Here is a 26,403-nt window from a genome sequence, read left to right as displayed (position 1 = left end):
GTTGAAAAGAATCTTGCTCGTCAACGGCGCAGAACTTCTCGCCTTTATTCTTCTTGCCTGTATTCCATTGGCGGTCAGCAACTCCTATGTGCTTGGTCTGCTGACGCTGCTCGCCATCTACGGCATCTTGCTCATCGGGCTGGATATCAGTGTCGGTTACCTGGGGCAGGTCAATCTCGGTCATGCCGCCTTCCTGGGATTGGGGGCTTATGCCGGTGCGCTCTGTGTGATGGACTTTGGTTTCAGCATGCTGCCTGCCCTGCTGGCCAGTCTATTAGTCGGCCTTGTATTCGGTGGGCTGCTTGCCTTCCCGGCCTTGCGTCTGGAAGGCCCCCAGTTCGCTCTGGCAACACTCAGTTTTTCGGCTTTGACTGTCACTACCCTGAACGAGATGGAGAGCATCACCCAGGGAGCGCAAGGTCTGCAGGTAGACAGGCCGTTGCTGCTCGGGTTTCATCTGGGGCCGCAAGCATTCTTCTGGATGTGTCTGGTGCTATTGGCGCTTACCTGGGTGGCCATGAAGAACCTGCTTTCCTCACATTGGGGCAGGGCATTCGAAGCACTACGCGATAGTCCCATCGCCACGGATGCGATGGGGGTCGGCGTATTCCGCCACAAGGTAGCCGCCTTCGCGCTGGGTTCCGGGTTGGGTGGATTGGCGGGCGGCCTGTATGCTTTCAATTTCCAGTTCCTGCAACCCAACAGCTTCGTCTATGAACTGATGGTGATCCTGCTGCTGGGCGTTGTGCTGGGCGGACGCAAGAGTTTGTGGGGTGCTTTCATCGGCGCATGTCTGATCGTGCTGTTACCCAACCTGCTTTCCAATCGCACGCTGTTCCAGGCATTCTCCTTTATCGGACTCTTCATGGCGCTGCTGGCAGGGATCATCAGCTTCCGCAGACAACACCGGATTTCCTTCCAGCTTACAGCGCCCATCGTCAGCATGGGTTTGCTGGTCGCGGGCAGCCTGTTTGTGCAGAACACCGAGGATTGGCGCAAGGCGATCTTCGCGCTGATGCTGTTCTCAGTGGTGGTGGGTTTGCCGGAAGGTCTGATGGGGTATGCCGGAAAACAACTGGCTCGGCTGTTCAAAGTTCCTGCGCGTCCTTTGCCCGATGCTTCCAGGCTCGATGCGGTGTTGCCTAAAAAGGGGAGTACCGGGCTCTTGCTGGAACTTGTCGATGTCAAACGCCATTTCGGTGGCATCAAGGCGGTGGATGGCGTTTCGATGCAAGTTCAGGCGGGACATGTGCATGGGCTGATCGGCCCCAACGGATCGGGCAAAAGTACCTTGGTGAATGTCATCTCCGGCTTGTATGCACCAAGCGCCGGACAATTGCGTTTACAAGGAAAAGAGTTGCCCAAGGGCAGTCTGTTCAGGGTTTCCAAATCCGGGATCGCCAGAACATTCCAGAACCTTCAATTGTTTGCCGAACTGAGCTCCCTCGAAAACGTCATGGTCGCCAGCGAGGGAGCCTATACAAAATCGTTGCCGCTGGTGTTGCTTGGCTTGGCTAATGCCGAAGAGAAACAGGCCCAAGCTGACGCGCTCGCTCTGTTAGACCTGGTTGGACTGGCAGACGATGCTCGGACCAAGGCCAAAGACCTGCCATATGGTGCGCAGCGATTCCTGGAGATCGCGCGTGCATTGGCGCGCAAGCCCAAGCTGCTGATCCTTGACGAACCCGCAGCTGGTCTGGCGCATCCCGATGTGTTGAACCTGGTGCAGATCATCCGCAAGATCAACGAACAGGGAATCACTACCATCCTGATCGAGCACCACATGCATGTGGTGAACGAGGTATGCAACTTCGTTACTGTCCTCGACGAAGGCAAGATCATCGCACAGGGATTGCCCGATGAAGTCAAACGCAATCCCCGCGTGATCGAAGCCTATCTGGGCGACAGCAAGGAAGCATCGACTTCATCGAGAAAACTCGGTGAAACAGCCACGCTGCGAGTCGATAATCTGCATGCGGGATATGGCGCAAGCGAAGTACTGGCCGGTGCCAGTTTCGAAGTGAGAACGGGTTCGGTGGTAGCGCTTATCGGAGCCAATGGTGCCGGCAAAACGACTGCCATGCGTGTGTTATCCGGTATACTTAAACCCACAAAGGGAAAAGTGCTGCTGGATGGCAAGGAAGTGCAGCACCTGGATGCCTCAAAGATCGCGCGCCTTGGTTTGGCTCATTCTCCGGAAGGACGCAAGATATTCGCGCCGCTGTCGGTGGAGGATAACCTGCTCTTGGGGGCTTATACGCGTCTGCCAAAGATCTTCGGCTTTGCAATGAAAGCCAACAGCGATCTGGAAAGAATCTATAAGCTTTTCCCGCGCCTGAAAGAAAGAAGAAGGCAAGCAGCTGGTACGCTTTCAGGAGGCGAGCAGCAGATGCTGGCGATCGGGCGCGCACTGATGGCGAATCCCAAGATCATCCTGCTGGATGAACCTTCCATGGGCCTGGCTCCGGTCATTGTGCAAGAAGTCTTTGCTACCATCAAAAAGCTCAAGGAGACTGGCATCACCTTGTTGCTGGTCGAGCAGTTCGCCAAGAGTGCATTGGAAGTGGCCGACTATGCTTACGTGCTGGAACATGGACGCATCGCCGTCGAGGGCACGCCTGAAGAACTTGCCAAGAACGAACGAGTCATCGCGGCTTATCTGGGTTGACGAGCCGGATGTTGCGGCGATAGATTTCTGCCTGGGACACAAAGCACCGTAGCCAGCCAAGGGGATGGTTACCATGAGGGAATCGAGATGTTAGAAGAAATGGTCAGGAAATTCAGGGACGCGGAAGGGCGCTCTGAGTTTGTCATCGCAGTCGTATGCGACATACGCAACTTTTCCGGTTTCAGCGTGGGCCGTCAGGCACCGGAAATCGCGATGTTCATCAGAAAGTTCTACGAGAAGCTGCTCAGCGTATATTTCACCGATGCCGTATTTGCCAAGCCGACAGGTGATGGTTTGCTGATGGCTTTCCGTTACAAATACGACCAGGCTGATCTGCTCGTTGTCGCCGAATCGGTGCTGAAGCAATGCCAGAAAGCCATCAAGGATTATCCCACCATGTTTGCCGATGATCTGATGATCAATTATCCGCTGCCCGAGAGGATAGGATTCGGCGTTGCACGCGGCACCGCGTTTTGCCTGTTTGCCGGCGACGAGGTCATCGATTACTCCGGGCAGATATTGAACCTTGCCTCACGCCTGAACGATCTGGCCAAACCGGGCGGCGTCGTTGTCGATGGCGCCTTCCTGCTGGGTGTGATCCCCAAAGTACTGCATGACGAGTTCCGCAAGGAAGAAGTCTATATTCGCAGCATCGCTGAAGATGAGCCGCACGCCATCTATTGCTCCAAAGACGTTGTCATCACTGAGGCAGCCAAAACGCCGATCAACTCTCACACCTGGGAAAAGGTGGAGAAAATGGTTCCATATGGCCAAGTCAAGAAAGTCTCGAACATCTATTCGATCCAGATGCCGGCTGAGCCGGCATCCAAGGACAAATGCAAGCTAAAAATGTCCTGGATGAGCCTGATCAACCCGGGACACATGACCAGCATTGAGGTGATGGATTTTTCCCTTCTCAAGGACGCTGAAGGCAACAGGATCACATTTAACCTGGCCAGCGAACGCGAACGCCTAGCCGATGAGTCGCTGAAATCGGATAGTGAAGTGACGATTTGCGTGCACTATGTGGCGAAGATCGCGCCTGCAAAATTGGCGGCTAAATAAGTCCTGATTTAATTGCAAGTTCCAAAATATACGCGGGCACTTGATCCAAGTGCCCGTCTTATATTCCATCGCCGGGGTGGGGATCAGAACCTCAGTACTATCCCGATAGTCGCAGCTGACAGTGCAATGCGTGGCACAGACATGCCATAAGCGCCATATATATCGTATTTACCAAAACTCTCATATTGAGTTCGGATAGCGAATTTTCGGCTCAATTCATATTGAAAGCCGATTCCGTATGTCAGCGAATTTTTGGCAAGGCGGGTGATAGGCACACCATTGAATGTGACGCCATACATTACGGCGCCGGCATTTGAAGTCGTGTGGATCTCTTCATTGAACTCAGCCCGGACTCCACCCAGTTTCCCCAATAAGGAAAAACCACCTCCAAGAGGGAGAGTAGCTGTCCCTGCAACTGACCATCCGATCGCTTTCATCGACCATGTGGCTGGTGTTCCGTAAGTAGTTGAAAATCCTGCCGCCGTTGCATTCCCCAAATCGCCGTAGCCAACTTCAAATCCCCAGTGCGGAGTGAATTGATAGTTGTAGGCGATACGCAAGGCTGTATGGTTTTCAGAACAAGAGCTTCCCGGAGTCATTGCAGAAGTGACCCATGGCGAAACACAAGCATTTTTTGCTTTTGCATATCCACCGCTAAGAATGAGCGATGACGTCAAAAATCCCGTTTGTGCGATCGCCGGTGAGGCAACCAAACAACAAGCCAATGCCAGCACACAAGTTTTGATGCGTTTCAACATTATTCTGTCTCCGAATATATGGTCTGTAGCAATCGGACATATGTCCTTTATTTTGTTGCATAAATACCATATCAGAGATTATCAGCAAAAACCCTTCTAGGCTATACGAAATATGCAAGAGACCCATCCATGCGTTTCAAATCTCGACCGCTGGTCGGACATTCCAATTCCGCTGGTCGGCTTCAGGTCATTATCCGACTTGGAGATATTGCAATAAATCACGCAATAACACATTGTGCGAACGCATGCATTTCACATGCATTTAATTATTGAACAGGAGCGATCATGAACTTGCCTAAGCATTCGGTAACCGTTGTTTTAATGGCGTTGTTATCCAACTCTGCGGTGGTTTTTGCGGCAACACCCGCACCAATCATACCGACACCATCCACGGTCGCACCAGCACCAATCATGCCGACACCATCCACGGTTGCACCCGCACCAATCATACCGACACCATCCACAGTCGCGCCCGCACCAATAACACCGACGCCTGTCGCTACTTCACCCACAACCGGTTTGGCTGACGATCATGATAACGAAGAGGAAGATCGTGATGGAAATCGTCACCATGCCAAGAAAGAGCATGATGAGCGCTTATCGCTGGTTGCCAGCCTTTCAGGCAATATTCTGACTGTTACGGCAGTTTCACCCGCGAAGCTTAAGATAGGCACTCACCTTTCCGGAAAAGGAATTCCGGCTGGAACCAGGATTACAGGATTTGGAACAGGCAGGGGTGGGGTAGGCACCTATACCGTAAGTGCTTCATCACATGACTGATTGTTGGGCTGTGTATCGCTGTTAGGACCATCATCCTCATTTGATAGATGATTCGGCAGTAAATATGCAATTCATCAGATCATAGAGACGGGCACTTGATTCAAGTGCCCGTCTTTTTTCTGCGATTCTAATTTCATCTGCGGGCAGATCACTGCAATGGCTGTGATGATCCTGGTATCTGGTTGCCTTTGGCGTACATGCACTTTGCATAAGCGATGTCATAACGCTGCTGGGCATCCTCCGATGAATTCGGACTTGTTTCCACTCCCAACATGCTGCCGGCGGCAAGCCCGGCTGAGCCGCCGCTAGCGGTGCTGGCTTGTCCGCCACTCAAGGCTCCTGCAGTTGCTCCAGCGAAACTATGAGAGGCTGGTTCGTAGCGTGAACGGACGATGGAATTTTGCGCATAGCTTCGGCAGGTCTGTTCATCTTCCATAAATGTCTCGAATGGCTTGCCCTGCGCTGGCAACACCTCGACATGGGGACCGACAGGCGTAGTCGTGCAGCCGGTCAAAACAAGCGCGAATCCAACTGCCAAGGTGGAATATGCAATGATTTTCATCATGACAGACACTCCTCTCATACAGACTTCCAACTAGTAAGGCAGGTCGTGCTGAAGGTTTGGGCGGGGGCACTGGTCCCGTCTTCCAGCCTGCCATGCGAATAATAATAACTTTTGCTTGCTTCGCATAATAACAACTCTGCGCTTGCGTCAAAATGGCAGGAGGTGCTGGCCCGCATCTTCAGCTATGGTTCAGAAACAGGATTACTGTTAGATTGCAGGTCGATGAATTATTAGCGTCTGGTGCCGTTTGCGATGATTGCTGTACATTGTCGACAGTAAAAAAACAGAAAGGGATTCATGGAAATCTACATTTATTGGTTCTTGCTGGCGTTGGTGCTGATCGGTCTGGAAATGGCCACGGGTACGTTCTACCTGCTGATGGTAGCGGTGGCCATGGCAGCGGGCGGGTTGGCGGCATTGCTGGGAGCAAGCATGGCATGGCAGTTGACGCTGAGCGCCTTGATGGTGATGGCGGGCACGATCTTTTTGCGACGGTGGAAAAGCACCCAGACCAGCGAGGCGTCCAGCACAAATCTTGATATCGGCCAGCCGGTGCGTGTCATAAAGTGGAACGATAATGGCTCGGCACGAGTCTTCTATCGCGGCGCGGAATGGGATGCGGAACTTGAAACTGCCGGCATACTGCAAAGCGAGACGCTCTATATCGCAGCAGTACGCGGATCCGGTCTGATACTGACGAACCGCAAATCGCAGCAACCCTAAGGAGAAATAAATGGAAATCGCACTGTTCATATTGCTCGCCGCCATCATCTTCATCGTCAAGGCGCTCAAGGTCGTACCGCAGCAAAACGCGTGGGTGGTGGAGCGTCTGGGGCGCTTTCACGCCACATTGTCGCCCGGCCTGAACGTCGTCATTCCGTTCATCGACAATGTCGCCTACAAACACATGCTCAAGGAAGTCCCGCTCGACGTTCCCAGCCAGATCTGCATCACCAAGGACAACACCCAGCTACAGGTAGACGGCATCCTGTATTTCCAGGTGACCGATCCCAAACTGGCGTCCTACGGCACCAGCAACTACATCATGGCGATCACCCAGCTCGCCCAGACCACCTTGCGTTCGGTCATCGGCAAGATGGAACTGGACAAGACCTTCGAAGAACGCGACGACATCAATCGCGCGGTGGTGGCGGCGCTGGACGAAGCGGCGACCAGCTGGGGCGTCAAAGTGCTGCGCTACGAGATCAAGGACCTGACGCCGCCCAAAGAGATCCTCCATGCCATGCAGGCACAGATTACCGCTGAGCGCGAGAAGCGCGCCCTGATCGCCGCTTCGGAGGGACGCAAGCAGGAACAGATCAACATCGCCACCGGCGAACGCGAGGCTTTCATCCAGCGCTCGGAAGGCGAAAAGCAAGCTGCGATCAACACCGCACAAGGTGAGGCTGCGGCGATCATCGCTGTCGCAACCGCCACAGCGCAAGCGATCCAGCAAGTCGCCCAGGCCATCCAGTCGCCCGGCGGCATGGATGCAGTCAACCTCAAGGTCGCGGAAAAATATGTCGAAGCATTCGGAAACGTTGCCAAGGAAGGCAACACTCTCATCCTGCCAGGCAATCTGGCAGATATGGGATCAATGGTGGCGACCGCGATGAGCATCGTCAAAACGCAGAAATAGGGGGATGCTCCGCCGAATGAAAGCTTGAGAGCAGGATTTGATTTATTGTTTAACGGCTCCAATGGAGAGGGAAATGAAAAAATCGGTCTTGATGCTCGTCATGTTGTCGGCAAGTCTGGCGTTGAATGTCAGAGCTGAAGGTTTCTTCGTGGGAAGCGACATCGCTCCCATCGTTTATTGGAAAGCAAAATCCGAGGATTGCTTCTTTAACTGCAGTTCATACCGGTCGCAGCAGGACAGCAATGCCTTTGGCTTCGGGATACACGGCGGGCAATGGTTATGGAGCGGTTATGGCGGCGTGGTTGGCTGGGAAGCCGGCTATGACAATCTCGGCTACATCAATGGCAGTACGACAGCCACTGCAGGCTTCACGACCTCCACCGGAAACTGGAAGCATACTGCCACTGCAGTTCATGCGGCGGCGATACTGGAAGGGATCAGCGGAAAGCACAGGGCGTTCAGCAAAATCGGCCTCTTCAGATCCTCCACGAAGACCGAGGGTACTTATGTGATTGGCGGCGGCACTTATTCAAGCCGGACATCCGGCACAGGTCTGCTGCTTGGCGTGGGATACAAATATGAGTTCGCCAGGCAATTTTTTTGGGTAGTTGGTATGGACGGATTCATTCGGGTAAAAGTCTCAGACCCGATCAGTCCGGCAACCACGACGTCAGAAAATCTCCTCAAAATCTCATTTGGAATAGACTATAACTTCAAATAAAACAGCTTGATGCAGCAGACTTCCAAAGTGCATGCCAAGGTGGAAATTCGGGCATATTCCATGCTGCCATTAAAGTTGACCATGATACTTTGGTAAGCGTATTATTCTCGATAACTGGAATGATTCCCGTTGCGCTTGGCGAACTTTCATAGTTCCCACTCAGAGAAGATTCCTCGGTACTTGATGTAATCACAGACCACAACGTTGCCATTCCGACGATCGGAATGGATCGGCTTCAATCGCGGATATTCGTATATGACTGGTTTTAAAACATCGTATGAGATATCGATATTCAAAACGATTGGCATATCTGGAAATTGCCGCAGCTTTGGCCATGCTGGTTGCCTTGTACGTCGGCACAGAGCCAAAGTGGTGGGGGTGGCTGCTGTTCGCACCTTTGTTTCTCTATATCGTAGCCAGAGCTGTTCACACTTACCGGTATTCATTAACCATCGATGGCGATCGCATCACTGTTGTGGATTTGAACAAGCATGACCAATACCTTGTTTCCGAAATAGCGGCAATCAATGTTTGGCCTGCCAAGGGTGAGCGGGTCGCCGTCATAACTTTTGATGACAGGAAGAAGCTAAGTTTTCCGAGTCATTTGGATGGTTTCGACGAATTGGTGGAGTCGTTGATGGAACAATCAAGATCTAAACTGCAAACCTAGAGTCATGCAGTTGCATCAAAGCAATAGCTATGGAGGCATCATGTCGATCAGTCCCACTGCATACGTTGCACCTCACATATACCGGCGTGTTGCGGATAACACCCCGCTCAGCAGAGTAAGGTCGGAGGTAAACCAGCCTCCGACATCCCCGAAGATGCACGAAATACGGGAAAAGTATGAGTCGCTGAAAGCGGCAATGAATGGCGCGGATTCTGCCTTACACTACAAGAAGGCATGAAGGAAGTCTGTGATGGGAAGATATTTCGCAGTCGTGGTCCTGGTTTTGGCTGTTTCAATGCCTGCATATCCGGCATTGAATGTCGGTGCAGCTGCGCCCAACTTTGTCACTCAGGCCTCATTGGGCGGCAAAGTATTCACATATTCGCTTGCGGATGAGCTGAAGAAGGGCCCGGTAGTCCTGTATTTTTATCCTGCCGCCTTTACGCCGGGCTGCATCATCGAAGCACACGATTTCGCCGATGCCATAGAACGATACAAGGCCCTGGGCGCGACTGTGATCGGCGTATCTCATGACGATATCGAGAAATTGAACAAATTCTCGGTCAGCGAATGCCGCAGCAAATTCCCGGTAGCTGCAGACGCAGACCAGAGCATCATGAAATCCTACGATGCGATACTTGCCGCAAAGCCTGAATATGCCAACCGGATATCATACGTGATCGCACCGGACAGCAAGATCATCTATACCTATACAGATTTGCAACCGGGCAAGCATGTCGCAAGCACACTTGAAGCCCTGCGCAGATGGAATGCAGGGTACAAACCCGATCGACCATGACATAACCGGATATCACGCATCGTCCGAGGCAAACCCATACCCATTGCTGTAAGATTGCATGCACGAACGGTGCCGATGAACAAGCACGCCACTGCATCCAGTCACAGAATTAAAAGGAGCTTCAAATGGGAGAGGGAGAAGAAGAGGTAAAACGGAAGATCAAGGAGCTGAGCGCGTTGATCGGGGTGCTCGAAAAAAAAGCGAACATCACTGAAGAAGTGAAGCATGCGCGAACAAGTGGTTCGCCGGATAAATTCAGGGATGCCTATTACTCTGTGGACGATCTCGAACTCAGGAAACGACTGATCACCACCACTGGCGAACTGGACCAGCTTTACCTGCAGCAATGCGAACTCGCAGTCGCCTCGGCAACCGAAGAACTAGCCAGGGCAACCGATAAATCAAAACAGCAACCGTGGCCTTTGGCGATCGCGGCCTACGTGGGCCCGATGGTCGTCGGGCAATGGGGATTTGGTCTTTTTGGTGCGGTAGGCGGCGCAGTCGGCGGATATTTCCTGGGTCAGTGGGTCATATCCGCAACCAAAAAAGAGGACGCGCAGGCGGTTGCTCAAGCGCAAAAAATTCTTGCTGCGGCGCAACGACGCAATGAAGCATCCAAGGTAGAACCCTATCTTTTCAGCGCAGCAGAACAAGCTGGCGGCGAGCGGGAGAAGTGATCCAACTTGAAACGGATTGATCCTCTGTACGCCAGCGCACGGATGCAGCGATCGATCCGGGCATGCCAAACACACCCAAGATGCCCGTAATCATTGACTTTGCAGCCTGCACGCATATCCGAATCCCTGCCGATCGATCCAATGCCCTACAGTTCAATTGCAATTGACCCTGTATGGGTATGGCTGTAATATTTCTTCAACTTGGCAAACATGCTGAAAAGTATGGACGCAAAGTCTCCGGCCTAAGGGAAGCTATGGCAGCGGGACTGCGATATCGGATCTCCATCCGGCATCCCTCTCCCTTTGCATATTTCCCTTTCAACCGCTGAAGCATGGATCTCCATGCATGCCGCCAGGATGGCGTATTGCTTGGAAGAATGGATATCAATCAACAAGGGGTGTTTATGTCGAACGAAGAAGTCTTCTTTAAGTGGTCTCCGGAGTACAGCGTCAACATCAAAACCATCGACGATCAACATCTGGAACTGGTCAACATCCTCAACCGGCTGTTCGTCGCCGTATCCAAACGCGAAGGAGAAAAAGCCATCGCCGGCATACTGGACGCGCTGGTCAGCTACACGCAGACACACTTCGCACTGGAAGAGCGCCTGATGCGCCAGGCGAAATACAAAGACCTCGAACCCCACATGGCAGAACACAAAAAGCTGCTGGCCCAGCTCGACGACCTAGCCAGGAAACACATGCTCGAAGACAAACCGATCTATTTCGAGATGCTCAGTTTCCTCAAGACCTGGCTCAAGGAGCATATCCAGGGCGTGGACACAAAATACAGCGCAGCCTTGCAGCAATCCGGTTTCTCTGTCGCCGCATGGGAGCGCGAAGCCACCGCCGAGTTCGCGCTCATGTCGAACTCCAAAAAATGGTGGGAACTATGGAAGACGGCCTGACCTGAACTGAAAGGCTGCACAGTCTTTGCAAACTGCAGGGCGGGGAAGGCGAAAGTCTTCCCCGCTTTCTTTTGATACCAGCTTCTCTCGGCATGTTCTCACCGCGTTCTAGCATCTGGCGGCAAAAATCGAAATCCAAATTGACACCAGAACGTTCGTTCTGTATCTTTGCCGGGATGTAGTTCATACCACTTGATCGAGGGAGATTTCAGATGTCAGAGGTGAAGAAAATTAAATTGACGCCCGATGAGATTCGCACAGCCAGGAACTCGGCGGCGGCAGAAAAGACTCTGAACTTCGCCAACAAATCCATGCTTGCAGCCAATCTGGCAGCGGCAGAAGCCAGACAGATACTGGAAGCCAAACAGCTCATCGCCACCCAAAAGGAAGAATCAGCCAGTCAGGCACGCGCCGCATATGAGGAAGCTGTTGCAAACCAGGCTATAGCCGAACAGGAAATGCGCGCTGCCAAGGATGCTGGCGAACAAGCACGCGCAGATGCTGAAGCAGCCAGGGTCGCCAAGATCCTCGCAGCACAGGAAGCTGCCGCTGCCAAAGAGTTGGCAAAGGAACAGGCAAGACAGCGTGCACAGGAAGCGGCTGCAGCCAAAATCGCCCAAGCAGAAGCCAAGAAAAAAGCCGCAGAAGAAGCGGCCGCCTTGAAACAAGCTGCAGCCGAAGCAAAGAAAAGAGCTGCCGAAGAAGCTGCCGCCCTGAAGAAAGCCGAAGCAGAAGCCAAAAAACTTGCCGCACAGCAGGCAGCAGCGGCCAAAAAGGCTGCGGCTGAAGCCAGGAAGCAGGCAGCCGCAGAAGCTGCCGCGTTGAAAAAGGCACAAGCAAAAGCCAAGAAGGCAGAGGCCGAAGCGCGCAAACTCGTTGCGCAACAAGCTGCGGCAGCAAAAAAAGCAGAAGCCGAAGCAAAGAAAACAGCAGCAGCGGAAGCTGCCGCCACAAAGAAAGCTGAAGCCGAAGCCAGGAAACTGGCCGCGCAGCAGGCAGCCGCAGAAGCCGCGGCGTTTAAAAAAGCAGAGGCAGAGGCCAGGAAGGCAGAGGCCGAAGCTCGCAAACTGGCTGCGCAACAGGCTGCCGCTGCGAAAAAGGCCGAAGCGGAGGCTATGAAGCAAGCAGCCCAGGAAGCGGCAGCACTCAAGAAAGCCGAAGCCGAAACGCGCAAGCTCGCCGCGCAGCAGGCAGCTGCCGAGAAAAAAGCTGAAGCGGAAGCCAGGAAACAGGCCGCGCTGGAGGCAGCACTGATCAAGAAGGCAGAAGCCGAAGCCAAAAGGATCGCCGCACAAGAGGCTGCAGTCGCAAGAAAACTGGCCGCGGAACAAGCCAGGCTAGCCGCACAGGAACTGGCCGCCGCGAAGAAAGCAGAAACCGAAGCACGCAAGTCAGCTGCTGCCGAGGCAAAACGCATCAAGCAGGAAGAAGCCGCAGCACGCAAGGCCGCGGCTGCGCTGAAAAAAGCCGAGGCAGAAGCCAGAAAAGCCGCGCTCGCTCCCCCCGAGCCGGTCTGGCCTTTCCCGGACGAGGAAGTCAGCCCGGCTTAAAGCACAGCGGCAACTGGTGCCATGACCATGCTGGATATCGCGATACTATGTCTGTTTGCGTATAGCGCCGGCATGGTCGATGCAGTCGTCGGCGGTGGCGGCCTCATCCAGATTCCGGCGCTGATCAATGCCTTTCCCAACTCGCCGCCTGCAACCATATTCGGCACCAACAAGCTCGCCTCGATCTGCGGCACCAGTGTCGCCGCGCGTTCTTATTTCGGGCAGATGACCGTCCCCTGGCGCCTGGTGCTGCCTGCCGCCATCAGCGCCTTCGTTATGTCGTTCTTCGGTGCGGCCGCAGTATCGTTCGTGCCGCAACACTGGTTGCGCCCCATCGTGCTGGTGCTGGTCGTTGCCATGGCCTTCTACATCTTCCACAAAAAAGACTTCGGCACCATCCGGCATGTCCTGCATTTCGGCACGCGCGAACGCATCCTGTCCGTGCTGATCGGCGGCGGCATCGGTTTCTATGACGGCCTGTTCGGCCCGGGCACCGGCAGCTTCCTCATTTTCCTGTTCGTGCGCTACTTTTCCTTCGACTTCCTGCAAGCCTCGGTATCGGCCAAATTCGTCAACATCACCACCAACCTGGCAGCGCTGCTGTTCTTCATTCCCTCCGGCAACGTGCTGTACAAGATCGCCATCCCCATCGCCATCTTCAATATGCTGGGCGCGTACACCGGCACCTGGGTCGCCATGAAACGGGGTGCCGGGTTCGTGCGGCTATTGTTCCTGTGGTTGCTGGCCATGCTGATACTCAAGCTTTCCTACGACATGGTCGCTGCCTGAAGATCGCCGTATTTACTGGCTTGCAGGCCGATACTAATTTCGAAGGCGTCAGCCAAATCAGGGCTACACAGAAACAAAAGGCGCATCTTTTTTGGCATATAGTCTGGAAGGGTCTTTGCTGCTAATCTTCGCACCGCAGAAGTACGCGATGCGGGACAGGGAGAGCAGGGGAAAGTGTCTTACGAACCTGCCCTCATGGATTCATGGAGTGGGGAGAGCGATGCCGAACAAGCAAGTTCCGAACGATTCCCGGGAGATCGCACTGCGCCGGTGGCGAGTGATGGAGATCGAACTGCCGGATGGCACTCGCAGCCGCCATGTCTGGGGGCATGACGCAAAGAACGGTTTAGGCCGCGCGTCCAGCCCGATCAAGGACTTCGACCGTGAATCCATGACTGCCATCACACGCAGCGGCAGCAATTATCGTCTGATCGGCTTGCCGGGCAACTCGCGTCTCGGCAAGGACGCATGGCGCCGCTGGTGCAACGAGAATGCGATCGCTGCAGAGACGGACGTAACCGACCAGTACCTGAACATCGAACAACTATCGACGATAGAGCTCAACAAGATCACCAGCACCGTGGATCAATGATCACACTCAGACGAATGAAAATATTCCGGAGGCTACCCATGAATTCCATGTTGAACAAAGCCATTGTGATGCTCTCCATTTTCTTCGGCTCTGCCGCTGCATATGGCGGCGATATGTATAAATGGAAAGATGAGAACGGCCAAACCCATTACGGCAACTCGGCAGCCGAGGCAAAAAGAAAGCAGGCCGAAAGCGTGAAGCTGATCGACAACTCGATGGTACCGCCCGGGAAACCCGAAGAAGCCGACGGCAGGAACAGGGAGCTGAGAAAACAGGACGACAAGCCTGTCGAATCATCGCCTCCCCAAAAAAACGAGCAGGACGATACAAGTAAACTAAGCAAGTGCGAGCAAGAAATGAAGAAATACCGGGAAAGCCAGGAATGCTTCGCCCCATACCGGAATGCCACTGGTGGAATCAGGGAAGAGGGATACCAGCACTGCACTGAAGTTGCACAGCCTGCCTTGTGCAACTAAGCAACGAGTTTTCCTGAAACATCCTCAATACAAGCAGCCAACTTCAAATCGCCAAGCCGTTTCAGCCACTATTTTCGCCTCGCGTACTATGCGAAGGTCTATATCTTTTGGCATATATGTCGGTAGGGACATAGCTGCTACTCTTCGTCGTACTGGATCGTAAGACCTGCGCAGTTTGAAAAAAGGCTGCGATTCAAATCCAACTGATCGTGCATTCGATCAAGGTGACTATAAGTTAAATAATTCTACAAAAGGGAAAACACGATGCGGAGATTTGCATGGATAGCGGTCTTATTTTTGGTCGGATGTGCCAACATGGCACCGATGGCGGTCAACAAGCAGACAAAAAATGTAGATGTGAGTTCTAAATCGGTCATCTTGATGACCCTCGACCTTGCAAGACCAACTCCCAGTCGATACGTCCCGCATCCTTTATGGGTCGACTTCACCAGGAAAGATGGGCAAGGCAAGTTGGAAAGACAAGTTTTCCAGGTGGACGGTGATTCAGGCACAATTTCTTCAAAGGTTCATAACAAATTCCTGTTAAGGTTTGCGCTGGAACCGGGAAAGTATGAAATGAAGACAGTTTTCGGCAATGCTAATGCTTTCCCATTTAATGGCTTCTTCCAAGTACCTCTCCTGATGGAAATAAATGTTCCACCCAAGACCATTGCTTATGTGGGGAGAGTGAATGCGCTGATGCGACCGCGAGTCGGCAACGAGTTCAGGGCCGGCTCGGTGATTCCATTAATAGATCAGGCAGCAGCTGGCGTGTCTGGCAGCACATTCGACATAACAGTAGTCGATGCATCAAAAGAAGACGTTCCCGAATTCAAGTCGACATTCGCTTCACTAGAAGCCGCAGATATTCAAACAGAATTGCTACCGCCATTCGATAGAAACAGGGCACAGTCGTGGTGGGAAAATGACGGCAAAGAAAAAGAGCCTGCTGATTCAAACAGCATCAAACAGGCACAAAAATAATTCAGCTGCAAAGATCGGCAAGCTTGCTGATGCAAGATAAGGGAAACCGGCAGGAAGATATTCCGCACCAGGTTCCTTTGACTATTTAACAGAACGGGGAGGGCGAATGCCTTCTCCGTTTTTATTTTCCTAGTGTCTGCCGCAAAATCTTCTGCTGCATTTGATTGCGATATCGATGAGACGCCCTGTTGGTCAGGGCGTTTTATTTACGTCATAAATATCTGATAAAGTGCTGCGCTTTTATAGAACGGGACTGACAAATGCACGGAAACGCAGTGAACGCTGAAAAGATACTCGGTAGCATCCAGCTACCGGCCTGTCCGGCGATCATGCTGGACATCATGTCGGAAGCGCGCAAAGAAGAACCGGATTTCAATCACATATCCAGACTGGTTGGCAACGACGCGGGACTCTCTGCAGCCGTGCTGAAGCTGGCCAATTCCCCGGCCTTCCGGCGCAACAGCAACATCAGCTCCATCCCTCAGGCCGTCTCTGTGCTCGGTTTGAAGAAAGTCATGCTGGCGGTGAACACGCTGTTCCTGCGCAATAGTGTCAGTATGAAAGATCCGGCTGCCAAGGCTTTTCTGGAAAAGTTCTGGGACAAATCCAGCTGCACCGCCGAGGCAGCCTCGATGCTGGCGAAGACGCTGCCCGGCATCTCGATCGAGGATGCCTATACCATCGGCCTGTTCCACGATAGCGGGATCCCGGTATTGATGCAGCGCTTTCCGGAACACTCATTCGATGAGACCCTGCATGAAAGCGATTGGGAAAACACCCATCGTGAGGAAGAATCCAGGCTTGGCACAAATCACGCCGTCGTCGGCAACATGCTCGCGCGCAATTGGGGATTGCCTGCGCATGTCTGCCAGACCATCCTGAATCATCACGACATGAGCATCTTCACTGACCTGTCGCATCAAATCTCCACCGCGGTGCGCAACTTCATCGCCGTGCTGATCCTGGCAGAGCATATGGCCAGCGTCTTCATGGGACTGGAAAAAGAAAGCGCGCTGGGGCAATTGCCTACCCACGCCCATGCCTTGAACCACATCGGCATGGAGCCCGCCGAATTCCATGAAGCGGCATTGGATATCCTGGGCGAGATGCGGCAATACCGGCACTAGACTCAAACTGCGGAACTGCAACAGACCTTGTTGCGTCCGCTTCGTTTCGCCTCATAGAGCTGCACATCTGCCTGCTCGATCATCTTGTCGAACGATAGATTGGCGACATGCGCTGCGATGCCGAAACTCGCGGTCAGCGAGATGCTCGTCTCGCCCACCGGTATGCGAAACTCCGCGATGGCCTGGCGCAACCTTTCCGCATGGTTGATGGCCTGCTTCAAGCCGGTCTCCGGCAGCAACAGGATGAACTCCTCGCCGCCCCAGCGCGCCACGATATCGCTGGTGCGGGAAAAATTCTTCAGCAGATCGGCGACTGCGGTCAGCACCAGGTCGCCGGTCTGGTGGCCGTACTGGTCGTTGATGGACTTGAAGTGGTCGATATCCATCATGACCAGGCTCATCGGGCGCTCGTGGCGTCCGGCGGTGCTGGCATAGGGCAGGGCGAGCTCCATGAACGCGCGCCGGTTGTTCAGATGCGTCAGCGCATCCAGCCGTGCCACCTGTTCGGCCTCATACAGCGCATCGCGGTTCTCGCGCATCCAGTTGGACAATCCCAGGGCCAGCAACGTCGCCTCGATCACCAGCCCGAATTCGGCAGCGTGGAAGGTGTACGGACGGAACGGGATCTTGCCCCATACCGCAAGCGCCGTCACACCCACGCCCAGCATGCCGAAGAAGGTCGCGAACAGGAAATAGCGCCCCGACGTCTGATTGCGCAACACACTCAGGATGCCGAGCAGGAACATGCCGATGGTAAACGCTGTCGTGCAGACGAAAGCCACCATAGCCGCAACGAACTGACTGTCAACCATCAAGGCCAGCGCCATGATGACCACAGCTAGTGTTCCGATCCAGCGAATCCCACGCAGGGTGCGCGGCGAATGTTTTTTCAGTGCGAGGAAACGCGCTGCAAACATCAACCCCAGCACGTTATAGACCACCATCGAAACCAGGATCACGAATTTCTGGAAACCGGGATGCTCTGGCCACAGCCAGGCGACGCCGTGGCCGGTATAGGCAAAGTTGCAGAACAGGATGCTGGAAAGCGCCAGCGAATAATAAAGATAGCTGCGTTCCCTCGTTCCCACCACCAGCAGGAAATTGTAGGCACTCAAGGCCGCAAGGAAGCCGAAGAAGAAACCGTAGAAATAACCGAGCTGCAGGTGGCGCTGCTCGAACTGCTGCCTCGTCATCAACTCCACGGGGATGGCCATCGGGTCGGTCGAGGCCACACGCAGGTAGAGATCGTTGCGTCCCGCAGAGAATTGCAGCAGCAGCGCATAGCCCATCGCCGGTGTCAGCCCCGGCGCATCGGGCAACTCATCGCCGGTATGCACCGCAGACTGGCTGCCGTCCGCGCGCACAAGGTAGACATCCATGCGATCCAGCCAGGTGACTCCGCCCACAAAGTATCTCTCGGCCTCTGCGTGGGTATCGTTGTCGAACGCGAGATGCAGCCACACCGGCTTCGAACCGATGCCGAAATTCGGTGCGCCTTTCAACTCCTGCTTGAATCCGCCCGCGCGCTGTCTCTCCATCGCCTCCGTCAGACTCAGCGGCGCACCTCCCTCGATGAAGTACTCCGCGTCGCAACAAAGCGTGTGCGAGGGCACTTCCGACAAACGCAGCACTTCCGCCCCGGCACCTGCGGCACAGAGCAGGGAAGCCAGAAACAACAGAGTGAGCGGAATGATTTTTGTGATCGGAGTGTTCAACGGAAACAGAAGGAAGGTTTATGGGACGAACGTGTTGGCACGCTATTAATGAATAGCCGTCCATTGCGGCAGATTCTAGCATTTCTTGATAGCGGCCTTTTCGCACTTCGCGCAAAGGGTTATTGCAAAACCGGCGATTCGCACTTCATCAAGCTCCCGGAAATTGAGCCGAGCAGCATCAGGCAAGAAGACGCTAATTTTCCGCCAGAGCTCTTCTGGAAAGGTCTTCCGCTGATGGTTTGATATATTGAAGATGCCCGTATTTACTGGCCTGCAGGCCAATTGGCATATGCGAATAACAGCCATGCAGCAGTATGGCCACAACCCACACAAGCGATCTATATCTTTTGGCATATGGCTTGGCAGAGGCTTTGCTGCTAGTCTTCGGGGTGTAGATGGTATGCGATGTTCACTAAAGGAGGCGCATCATCAACTCGACCCAGATCATCAACCTGCTGCAAGAGTCGCCGCTGTTCCAGAAGGTGAAGAACAGCACGCTCGCCACCCTGCTGGCGAATACCACTCAGCTAAAGCTCGCGGCAGAACAGATCCTGCTCACGCCCGGCCAGCATAACGACCGCATCTATGTCGTCCTCTCCGGCAGGCTGCGAGCGCAACTCAATGCAGACGACACCAATCCGCTCGCCCTGTTTGGCGCAGGCGAATGCGTGGGCGAGATGTCCATGTTCGATGACAACCAGGTTTCCGCCTATGTCATCGCCGTCACCGATTGCGAACTGCTGGCCATCGAACACAAAGAAGCCTGGTCTGTCCTCAACAGATCGCTGGAAGCATCGCACAACCTGCTGGCGCTGTTGGCCAACCGGATTCGTGCCACCAACCGCACACTGGCGGAATGGCAGGCGAATGCGCAAAGCTATGGCGCACTGAACTACGTCAACTCCGTCACCGGCTTCTACAACCGCCATTGGCTCGCGGACAACATCGGACGCCTGATCCTCCGCCACACCAAGAGCCTGCAGCCGTGCGCCCTCATACTCCTGAAGGTGGATAACTTCGGGCAATTCGCTGCGGGCTTTGGCAGACTCGGCAGCGAGCAGGCGCAACGTTCCCTGGCTGAAACCTTGCAGCGCTACCTGCGCCCGAATGACATAGCGGCAGAGATCGAAGCCGACCAGTTCGCCATCTTCCTGCCGCAGACGGGAAGCGAAAACGCCAGCTCAATAGCAGACCGCCTGATGGAAGAGCTCGACCAGATGGTGATCGGCTCCCCCAGCGGCGACGCCATGCCGCCGGTGATGCTTCTCATCGGAGTCGGCCAGCCGCAACCCGACGACACGCTGGACAGTCTGCTCGCACGCACACCCCCATTGCGGCGGAGGACCAACGGGGGCTGCACTCATTGATCATCGCAAACCGATCACACCGTAGGATTTTCAGGGTGTGCTTGGTATGATGTCCGCATGACAAAAACAACCAGCACAGTTCCCGTTCATCGACTCGCATTGCGCGTACACGAGATCGCCCAGCTGTTCAACTCGATGGACCCGACGCCGTTCCTGAACAAGGACCTCGACCCCCAGGCCAATGAATACATCGAATCCTGGGCATCGACACATCCGCTCAATAGCCGCCTTCAGCTCACCATCCACCTCGAACTTTGGCCGGAAGATGGCGACCCGACCAGCTTGCTGACCGAAGCGATCCACAATCACTTCATCTATCAAGCCGAACGTACCCGCCGCAAACTTCGCCAGGTGTTGAAGCAAGGCCGCATCAGCATGGCGATCGGCCTCATCTTCGTCTCCATCTGCCTGATCGCAGCGGACTACATCGGCGACCTCGGTCCCAATGCCGGCTATCGCGTCGCCCGCGAAAGCCTCACCATCGTCGGCTGGGTCGCCATGTGGCGGCCGCTGCAGATATTCCTTTACGACTGGTGGCCCATCCTGCGCAAGATACGTCTATACCTGAAACTTGGCAGCGCGCATGTCCAGGTAGTCCAGGGCAAGTGAGGGCAGAGGTCTATCTCTTTTGGCATATGGCCTGGAAGAGGCTTTGCTGCCAGGCCACGGGAAGCTGAAGGATTGCGGGACTGGATGGAAAAGTATTGCCGGAGGTTCCTTTGATTTTCCGGGTTGCCACCAGACCATTAAAAGACTATATTCGGTTCGAGTAATTCAAGGGATCAAATCATGCGCTCAACCAACATCAAACCCATCAGCTACCTCAAGGCCAATGCCGCCGAAGTGTTGCAAGAGCTGACCGAAAAACGCGAGCCATACCTGATCACGCAGAATGGCGAAGCCAGGGCCGTCATGCAAGACATCGCCTCTTACGAAAACACCCAGGAAACGCTGGCACTGCTCAAGATACTGGCACTTGGCAATCAGGAGATCGAGGAAGGCAAGGTCACCCCGGTGGCCGAAGTGGCACGCCGCCTTAGAGCCAAGAAAACCGCAGCAGCATGAACTTCAAAGTCTTGCTCACACAAGGTGCCGAGCGCGATCTGGAGAGTATCTACGACCACATCGCCGAGCATGACAGTCAGAAAAATGCAGACTACGTGCTGGATAAGCTCCTGGAAATCGTCGAAACATTGTCCACCTTCCCCGAGCGCGGCACCCACCCAAAAGAACTCATCGCACTTGGCATCCGCGAATATCGCCAGGTACATTTCAAACCCTATCGCCTCATCTATCGGGTGACCGGCAAACAGGTATTCATCTACATCATCGTGGACGGACGGCGCGACATGCAGGCACTATTGTCGCGCCGGATGCTTGGCGTATAGCCAGCTTGAAACTGAGAGGCCTATATATTCTTGCTTGTGGCAAAGAGTTGCCGTTGCTGATAGATTGCGCGGACGAAAACGGGGCAGGAAAGTGAGCGACGGGGTAGGCCGAAAGAATATTCCGAACCAGCCCCCAATAATTGCAGCCTTGTGAGCAAGGAGTGCATCAATGCAGTGGAAAGATAAATAAATGCAATGGAAAGATAAATAAATGCAATGGAAAGACGAATACTCAGTCGGGGTCGCCGAGATCGACGATCAGCATAAGGGCATCATCAACCTGTTTACCGAGATCGACGCAGCGATCGAGAGCCGGGGAAGCTGGGCCGATGTTTTCTTCAAGCTCGAACAACTGCGCGAACATGCCCGTTTCCACTTCGCGCTTGAAGAGTCCCTGATGCGCATGCACGGCTATTCAAAACTCGCGGAACATGCCGAGCAGCACAAGCACTTCCTGGGCAAGCTGGACCAGCTGCAAATGACCACCCTGAGCCGGCAAGTGACCATGAGCACCATCAGTTACCTGAGCACCTGGTATGCGGAACATATGCAAACGCAGGATCAGGACTTTGTCCGCTACATCATCGACAACGGCAAGGTGAACCTCACCCATCTGCCGACTGCATAAGCACCTACTGATAGGTGGCATTCTTCGCGCCGTCAGGTCTTCATACAGGCCCAATGCACATTCAACCCGAATGGATGGAAACCACAATGGTGTTTCGTGCGAAACAATAATGGTGCAAATAGCTGTCTGCAAAGAATTTCATTTGTTAAAGAAGCGTTAAACGCAATTCCATAAGTTGCTGTAACAAACATACCATTTCGAGAATCACACCACTTGAAGATTCCCGTATTTACTGGCCTGCAGGCTGATTAATCTTCTTTGAATAAATATAATTAAATCAAAATGTCATATTTGCGGACTAAGCAAAGGTCTATATCTTTTGGCATATATGTTCAGAGAAACTTTGCTGATAGTCTCCAGCTCAGTAAATGGTAAGCGAAGCCAGCGGATGGGTAACGCAAAAATTCCCGATTCGATTTAGTTCACGTTCCTATTAGCAAAGGATAAGAAATGCAAACAGATATGCATTACTACGGCACCTATGTAATGGCTCGCGCAGCAGGTCTCAGTGCTGCTGTTGCTCAGGTTATAGCTACTGCGGCAGAGTACGTCGATGATTCAGACTATGTGGCGCTAGCGCTAAACGATGGGGTATTACTCGAAGCCTTAGCAACTGCTCATCACCCGGTTAACGTGGAGAATCTTGAAGAGATTGATCAACGTAAAGTATGGGTACCATTCCATTTCTTTCCTGGGAATGAGGGGGAAACCTTTGAGGAACGGCTTATGTGTCGCATGGATGGGAAGCTAGCTCAAGAAATGGTTGCGCATCATCTCGCCCAAAATGATCTTGGATTTAATCTTGAGCTAATGGGAGTTGCCGCCCATGTTTATGCAGATACCTTTTCCCATTATGGCTTTTCTGGAATTTCCTCTGACTTGAATCGCGTTGATCCAGATTCAATTACCCTTCATGTAAAGAATCACTCAATTCTTGATTACATTAAGGGAAAGTTTGAAGCGTTTAGTAATAAATATCTATCAGGCAAAGCGGCAACTGCGGTTGCTCTAGGGCATGGATCAGTATCCACCTATCCTGACAGACCATATCTTGCATGGAGTTTTAAATATACAACTTCAGGCATTTCATCTGGAGAAAGAGTAAATCAACAAACATTCTTGGTAGCTTGCCAAAAGCTGCATGAAATGTTTTTTACATTTGCGAAAGCCCATCCAGATAGTTGTGATTCGATAAGTGCCTGCAATTTTTCAGATATTCAAAATGCTGTCGCACAAGTGCTCGCTGTCGAAGGGAGCATGGACGCACGAATCGAAGCATGGCAGAACGCAGTTGCTGCAGGGAATATCTATCCCAATCCCAATAAGGAATCGATTCCGGTTTATGCCAAGAAGTTTAATGAAGACATCGAAATTTTTCGATCACACTCGTTTGAAACCATTAAATCTACAGATGGTTATGCGTTTTTAGCCGCAGCGAAATTCCACCGTGATTATGTAATTGATGAATTGTTGCCCAAGTATGAACTGCATGTCTTAGTGACATAGCAAAGTAAAAAGGGACAGAAAACCTAAGGTACCGGAGTCGAATTGTTTTTGGGGATAATGAAAATGAAATCGACTCCGGCACCTTTTATTGATTGAACTTGAAGTACGTGCGGTGGAAACAGCATAGGTTTTGAATGGATCGATGAATTCCGCCCCCGTCGATCCTGCATTCCGCTCGAACAGCGGTGCAAACAGCAGTCTGCAAAGAATTGCATTTGTTAAGGAAGCGTCAAATTCAATTCCATAAGTTACTGTAACAAACGTACCGTTTCGAAAATTACACCCCTTGAAGATGCCCGTCTTTACGGGCCTGCAGGCCAGCGTGAATATCGCAATCAATCATTGAACCTGAATGGCGCGGCAGTGACCGAGGCTGAAGGTCTATATCTTTTGGCATATATGCTTGAATGTGCATTGCTGCTAATCTTCGACGCGGTAGATGGAAGCAGTGCTGGGTTAAAGGTTTAGCTGGGAAAATAATTCGAACCTGACCCCTTTAATTATTGGGAAAATAATTCGAACCTGACCCCTTTAATTATTGTGATACAGCCAGGGCGGCTGTATTTGATTACATCGAGCTGTTCTATAACCGTAGCCGGATGCACCAGTCGCTAGGTTATGTCAGTCCGGTAGAGTTCGAGCGAAGCATGTGTGTCGCTTGATTGGAGTGTCCGAAAGGCCCGGGTCAATTCAACCTGACCCCTTTAATTTGCCCCTTTAATTCCCCTGCCAAAACACAGGATTTTGGATTGCGAATGAAGTCAAACATAGAAAAATATAAAGCTGAATTGGAAGGGCTAATTACTAAGGGAGACCAACTTAGTCTATCCATGACGCATGCCTTAAATCCAGAAGAATATAAGGTGGCGGCGAAAAAGGCATATGGAGACAAATATAGCGAAGCCATCGCAAAGTTACCTGACTTTCGTGGCACATATCAGTTATGGTATTCAGAAGCGTATGCAGTAATAAGGCAATTGATACCTGAACGGCTTTCTGATTTTGTACGGTTTTATGAAAAGGCAAAAAACCGAAAAGAGATAGACAGCAGCAACTATGCAATCGAGGATTATCTTCAGGGCATTACGGTAACAAGAGGTATGACCGTTGTCGTTTCTCTATCTGCAGCGTTACCGAAATTTGAACAGCAATATGCGCAAACCATAGCATTCCAATTGCAAAGAAACATCCAACCATTAGTGATTTAAATGACCAACTGAAAAATAGCGCGGTAATTGATGTACCTCAGTGGCGTTTTGTTCAACATTTGGGCGACCTCAGGAATTTATGCGACCACAATAAGGGCAAAGAACCTGGGAATGCTGAGATTGATGACCTAATTTCAGGGGCAGAAAAAATCACGAAGACGATGTTCTAGTAGTGCACTAACTGAAAGCTTGGGCGGCTACATCTCAAGAGCAGGATCGATGCAAAAGATTAAAGGAAAGATTAAAGGGGTGAATCGCCCCCGATTCACTAGACACTTTCCAGTCTCATAAAATGCCGTCTCTCGAACTCGACTGGAGACAGGCGATCATTGTATCCATGACGCCGTTTCGGGTTGTAGAACATCTCGATGTAATCGAACACGTCCGACCTGGCTTCTTCGCGGTCGACATAGATCCTGCGCTTGATCCGTTCACGCTTCAGTAACTGAAAGAAGCTCTCGACAACAGCGTTGTCGTAGCAGTTGCCACGACGGCTCATGCTGCCAACCAAGTTATGCGCTTTGAGGAAGTCCTGCCAGTCGTAGCTGCTGAACTGGCTGCCTTGGTCGGAATGCACGATGACTTCGCCTGCTGGCTGTCTGCGCCACACCGCCATCAGCAAGGCATTGATCGCCAGCTCTCGGTCGATACGCTGTTGCATCGACCAGCCGATCACTTGGCGCGAGAACAGGTCTAGCACTGGAAAGTCAAAGGGGTCGTGTTCGAATTGTTTTCTCGAACCGAATTACTCGGGCAAAGTTGGCTGGAGTAAGCCGATCCCAAAGATATTGTTCCTACATCTGTGTGCATAACCGGAATTATCTCAGCTTGACGGAATATATCAAACTGATATAATTCATCCGTGCACATCATCTCCATCAAAATGCTGCGTGAGTTCTGGCAGAAGCATCCGGAGGCTGAGGGTGTATTGCGTGAGTGGCATTCAGTGGTTGAACATGCTGAGTTCAGTGATTTCAATCATGTTCGGACGATGTTCAATTCTGCCGACTACGTGCCGCCTTATACGATATTTGATGTGGGCGGGAATAATTACCGCCTTGTGGTGATTGTGAGGTATCGGTTCAAGAAGGTTTTTGTGCACAAGGTGATGACACACCGCGAATACGACGATTGGAACAAGCTCTATCGGAAAGGCAAAGGTTAATCATGCGCGCGACACAAACTCAATTCGACATCAAGGCCATTCAATCTTCCTGGCAGAAGTTCGACACGATGGCGCAGCTTCGTCCTATTCATAACGAGAAGAGCTACGTACGCATGACTGCACTGATGAATTCATTGTTGGATGTAGCAGGCGATGATGAAGACCACCCTCTGTCCAGCTTGCTTGATCTGGTGAGCGACATGGTCGCCAAATATGAGCAGGAGCGTTACGCAATCGAGCCAGCCGATCCCAAGGATGCGCTGCGTTTCCTGATGGAGTCGCGCGACCTGAAGCAGGACGCCTTATCCGAGATCGTGCCGCAGAGTAATTTGTCCGCGATCCTGGCTGGAAAAAGAAAAATCAGCGCACCCTTGGCCGGTAAATTGGGCAAGTTCTTCGGTGTTAGCCCGGCGCTGTTCATTCCTCACTAAATTGCCGCATAACTTGGCATAATCCGCACCCGCATTTTTCAACCATAGCCCTCGAATTTTGGAGGGCTATTTAATCAATGAGATCCCTTAAATCGTCATTCCGGCGCAGGCCGGAATCCAGCAAAAATAAACATCCTGCGAAGCAGACAAAACCAAAGGTGTTGTCGCGCTTACGCGGGGATTGTTAGATCAACTGGATTCCGGCCTGCGCCGGAATGACGGATTCT

General features: G+C 52.6%; 28 protein-coding genes, 2 pseudogenes and 1 riboswitch. Of the genes and pseudogenes, 25 read left to right on the top strand and 5 right to left on the bottom strand.

What is annotated here, in order from left to right; all coding sequences use genetic code 11:
- Position 1: 1 nt before the first annotated feature.
- A complete protein-coding gene (locus tag SLIT_RS16335; RefSeq protein ID WP_013029710.1) occupies positions 2–2,668 on the top strand; it encodes a branched-chain amino acid ABC transporter ATP-binding protein/permease in 2,667 nt (888 codons plus the stop codon).
- Positions 2,669–2,755: 87 nt separating this feature from the next.
- Positions 2,756–3,733 carry an adenylate/guanylate cyclase gene (locus SLIT_RS07885; protein WP_013029709.1) on the top strand — a complete coding sequence of 326 codons (978 nt, stop codon included), beginning with the start codon at positions 2,756–2,758 and terminating at the stop codon, positions 3,731–3,733.
- Positions 3,734–3,816: 83 nt separating this feature from the next.
- Here SLIT_RS07885 and SLIT_RS15580 read toward each other — a convergent pair whose 3' ends face one another.
- From SLIT_RS15580 to SLIT_RS07870, 3 genes are all read right to left on the bottom strand, one after another.
- Positions 3,817–4,491, bottom strand: a complete 675-nt coding sequence (locus SLIT_RS15580) for an outer membrane beta-barrel protein (RefSeq protein WP_013029708.1) — start codon at positions 4,489–4,491, stop codon at positions 3,817–3,819.
- Positions 4,492–4,757: 266 nt separating this feature from the next.
- Positions 4,758–5,003 carry a hypothetical protein gene (locus SLIT_RS07875; RefSeq protein ID WP_041420812.1) on the bottom strand — a complete coding sequence of 82 codons (246 nt, stop codon included), beginning with the start codon at positions 5,001–5,003 and terminating at the stop codon, positions 4,758–4,760.
- A gap of 416 nt (positions 5,004–5,419) precedes the next feature.
- A complete protein-coding gene (locus tag SLIT_RS07870) occupies positions 5,420–5,836 on the bottom strand; it encodes a glycine zipper family protein (protein WP_013029706.1) in 417 nt (138 codons plus the stop codon).
- A 297-nt stretch (positions 5,837–6,133) separates the two neighbouring features.
- On the opposite strand from SLIT_RS07870, the gene SLIT_RS07865 reads away from it, so the two are divergent.
- The 13 genes from SLIT_RS07865 to SLIT_RS07800 all read left to right on the top strand — a co-directional run bounded on the left by SLIT_RS07865 (position 6,134) and on the right by SLIT_RS07800 (position 16,768).
- On the top strand, positions 6,134–6,559 hold the full coding sequence (locus SLIT_RS07865) for an NfeD family protein (protein ID WP_013029705.1): 426 nt from the start codon (positions 6,134–6,136) through the stop codon (positions 6,557–6,559).
- A 10-nt stretch (positions 6,560–6,569) separates the two neighbouring features.
- Complete coding sequence (locus SLIT_RS07860) at positions 6,570–7,475, top strand: SPFH domain-containing protein (protein WP_013029704.1); 906 nt, start codon at positions 6,570–6,572, stop codon at positions 7,473–7,475.
- Between the two features lie 73 nt (positions 7,476–7,548).
- Positions 7,549–8,196, top strand: a complete 648-nt coding sequence (locus tag SLIT_RS07855; RefSeq protein WP_013029703.1) for a hypothetical protein — start codon at positions 7,549–7,551, stop codon at positions 8,194–8,196.
- Positions 8,197–8,497: 301 nt separating this feature from the next.
- Positions 8,498–8,866 carry a hypothetical protein gene (locus tag SLIT_RS07850; protein ID WP_150102973.1) on the top strand — a complete coding sequence of 123 codons (369 nt, stop codon included), beginning with the start codon at positions 8,498–8,500 and terminating at the stop codon, positions 8,864–8,866.
- A 250-nt stretch (positions 8,867–9,116) separates the two neighbouring features.
- Complete coding sequence (locus tag SLIT_RS07840) at positions 9,117–9,665, top strand: peroxiredoxin (RefSeq protein WP_013029700.1); 549 nt, start codon at positions 9,117–9,119, stop codon at positions 9,663–9,665.
- A gap of 125 nt (positions 9,666–9,790) precedes the next feature.
- Positions 9,791–10,342: a hypothetical protein gene (locus SLIT_RS07835; RefSeq protein ID WP_013029699.1), complete on the top strand. Its 552-nt coding sequence runs from the start codon at positions 9,791–9,793 to the stop codon at positions 10,340–10,342.
- Positions 10,343–10,535: 193 nt separating this feature from the next.
- Positions 10,536–10,616: riboswitch (cyclic di-GMP riboswitch) on the top strand.
- A gap of 130 nt (positions 10,617–10,746) precedes the next feature.
- Positions 10,747–11,250 carry a bacteriohemerythrin gene (locus tag SLIT_RS07830; RefSeq protein WP_013029698.1) on the top strand — a complete coding sequence of 168 codons (504 nt, stop codon included), beginning with the start codon at positions 10,747–10,749 and terminating at the stop codon, positions 11,248–11,250.
- Between the two features lie 212 nt (positions 11,251–11,462).
- The gene (locus SLIT_RS15200; RefSeq protein ID WP_013029697.1) at positions 11,463–12,800 is read left to right on the top strand and encodes a hypothetical protein; all 1,338 of its coding nucleotides are present in this window, start codon (positions 11,463–11,465) and stop codon (positions 12,798–12,800) included.
- Positions 12,801–12,821: 21 nt separating this feature from the next.
- Entirely contained in the window at positions 12,822–13,589 is a 768-nt protein-coding gene (locus SLIT_RS07820) for a sulfite exporter TauE/SafE family protein (RefSeq protein WP_013029696.1), read from the top strand.
- A 220-nt stretch (positions 13,590–13,809) separates the two neighbouring features.
- Positions 13,810–14,181 (top strand): hypothetical protein, encoded by a 372-nt coding sequence (locus SLIT_RS07815; RefSeq protein ID WP_013029695.1) that lies wholly within the window; start codon positions 13,810–13,812, stop codon positions 14,179–14,181.
- Positions 14,182–14,219: 38 nt separating this feature from the next.
- On the top strand, positions 14,220–14,657 hold the full coding sequence (locus tag SLIT_RS07810; RefSeq protein WP_013029694.1) for a DUF4124 domain-containing protein: 438 nt from the start codon (positions 14,220–14,222) through the stop codon (positions 14,655–14,657).
- A 315-nt stretch (positions 14,658–14,972) separates the two neighbouring features.
- Complete coding sequence (locus SLIT_RS07805) at positions 14,973–15,641, top strand: hypothetical protein (protein ID WP_150102971.1); 669 nt, start codon at positions 14,973–14,975, stop codon at positions 15,639–15,641.
- Positions 15,642–15,901: 260 nt separating this feature from the next.
- Complete coding sequence (locus SLIT_RS07800; RefSeq protein ID WP_013029692.1) at positions 15,902–16,768, top strand: HDOD domain-containing protein; 867 nt, start codon at positions 15,902–15,904, stop codon at positions 16,766–16,768.
- Between the two features lie 2 nt (positions 16,769–16,770).
- Here SLIT_RS07800 and SLIT_RS07795 read toward each other — a convergent pair whose 3' ends face one another.
- Positions 16,771–18,483, bottom strand: a complete 1,713-nt coding sequence (locus SLIT_RS07795; RefSeq protein ID WP_013029691.1) for a diguanylate cyclase — start codon at positions 18,481–18,483, stop codon at positions 16,771–16,773.
- A 482-nt stretch (positions 18,484–18,965) separates the two neighbouring features.
- On the opposite strand from SLIT_RS07795, the gene SLIT_RS07785 reads away from it, so the two are divergent.
- The 8 genes and pseudogenes from SLIT_RS07785 to SLIT_RS07755 all read left to right on the top strand — a co-directional run bounded on the left by SLIT_RS07785 (position 18,966) and on the right by SLIT_RS07755 (position 24,580).
- Positions 18,966–19,850: a GGDEF domain-containing protein gene (locus tag SLIT_RS07785; RefSeq protein WP_013029690.1), complete on the top strand. Its 885-nt coding sequence runs from the start codon at positions 18,966–18,968 to the stop codon at positions 19,848–19,850.
- A gap of 57 nt (positions 19,851–19,907) precedes the next feature.
- The gene (locus SLIT_RS07780) at positions 19,908–20,459 is read left to right on the top strand and encodes a hypothetical protein (protein ID WP_013029689.1); all 552 of its coding nucleotides are present in this window, start codon (positions 19,908–19,910) and stop codon (positions 20,457–20,459) included.
- A 180-nt stretch (positions 20,460–20,639) separates the two neighbouring features.
- Positions 20,640–20,915: a type II toxin-antitoxin system Phd/YefM family antitoxin gene (locus SLIT_RS07775; protein ID WP_013029688.1), complete on the top strand. Its 276-nt coding sequence runs from the start codon at positions 20,640–20,642 to the stop codon at positions 20,913–20,915.
- The gene (locus SLIT_RS07770; protein WP_013029687.1) at positions 20,912–21,238 is read left to right on the top strand and encodes a type II toxin-antitoxin system RelE/ParE family toxin; all 327 of its coding nucleotides are present in this window, start codon (positions 20,912–20,914) and stop codon (positions 21,236–21,238) included. The genes SLIT_RS07775 and SLIT_RS07770 overlap by 4 nt, the downstream gene beginning before the upstream one ends.
- Positions 21,239–21,449: 211 nt before the next feature.
- Entirely contained in the window at positions 21,450–21,866 is a 417-nt protein-coding gene (locus SLIT_RS15195) for a bacteriohemerythrin (protein ID WP_013029686.1), read from the top strand.
- 450 nt (positions 21,867–22,316) lie between these two features.
- Positions 22,317–23,372, top strand: coding sequence for a DUF6765 family protein (locus tag SLIT_RS07760; protein ID WP_013029685.1), 1,056 nt, complete (start codon positions 22,317–22,319; stop codon positions 23,370–23,372).
- Positions 23,373–23,911: 539 nt separating this feature from the next.
- Positions 23,912–24,034, top strand: a pseudogene (locus SLIT_RS15575) (IS3 family transposase); the annotation flags it as partial.
- A 93-nt stretch (positions 24,035–24,127) separates the two neighbouring features.
- Positions 24,128–24,580, top strand: coding sequence for a hypothetical protein (locus tag SLIT_RS07755; protein WP_041420808.1), 453 nt, complete (start codon positions 24,128–24,130; stop codon positions 24,578–24,580).
- 268 nt (positions 24,581–24,848) lie between these two features.
- On the opposite strand, the pseudogene SLIT_RS07750 reads toward SLIT_RS07755, so the two are convergent.
- A pseudogene (locus SLIT_RS07750) lies at positions 24,849–25,280 on the bottom strand (IS3 family transposase); the annotation flags it as partial.
- Between the two features lie 162 nt (positions 25,281–25,442).
- On the opposite strand from SLIT_RS07750, the gene SLIT_RS07745 reads away from it, so the two are divergent.
- Complete coding sequence (locus SLIT_RS07745; RefSeq protein ID WP_013029684.1) at positions 25,443–25,745, top strand: type II toxin-antitoxin system HigB family toxin; 303 nt, start codon at positions 25,443–25,445, stop codon at positions 25,743–25,745.
- Positions 25,746–25,747: 2 nt separating this feature from the next.
- Complete coding sequence (locus tag SLIT_RS07740) at positions 25,748–26,176, top strand: helix-turn-helix domain-containing protein (protein WP_013029683.1); 429 nt, start codon at positions 25,748–25,750, stop codon at positions 26,174–26,176.
- The last annotated feature ends 227 nt before the right edge of the window (positions 26,177–26,403 follow it).

Source organism: Sideroxydans lithotrophicus ES-1 (assembly GCF_000025705.1).
Taxonomy (GTDB): domain Bacteria; phylum Pseudomonadota; class Gammaproteobacteria; order Burkholderiales; family Gallionellaceae; genus Sideroxyarcus; species Sideroxyarcus lithotrophicus.
This window is presented reverse-complemented; position numbering and strand designations above follow the sequence as displayed.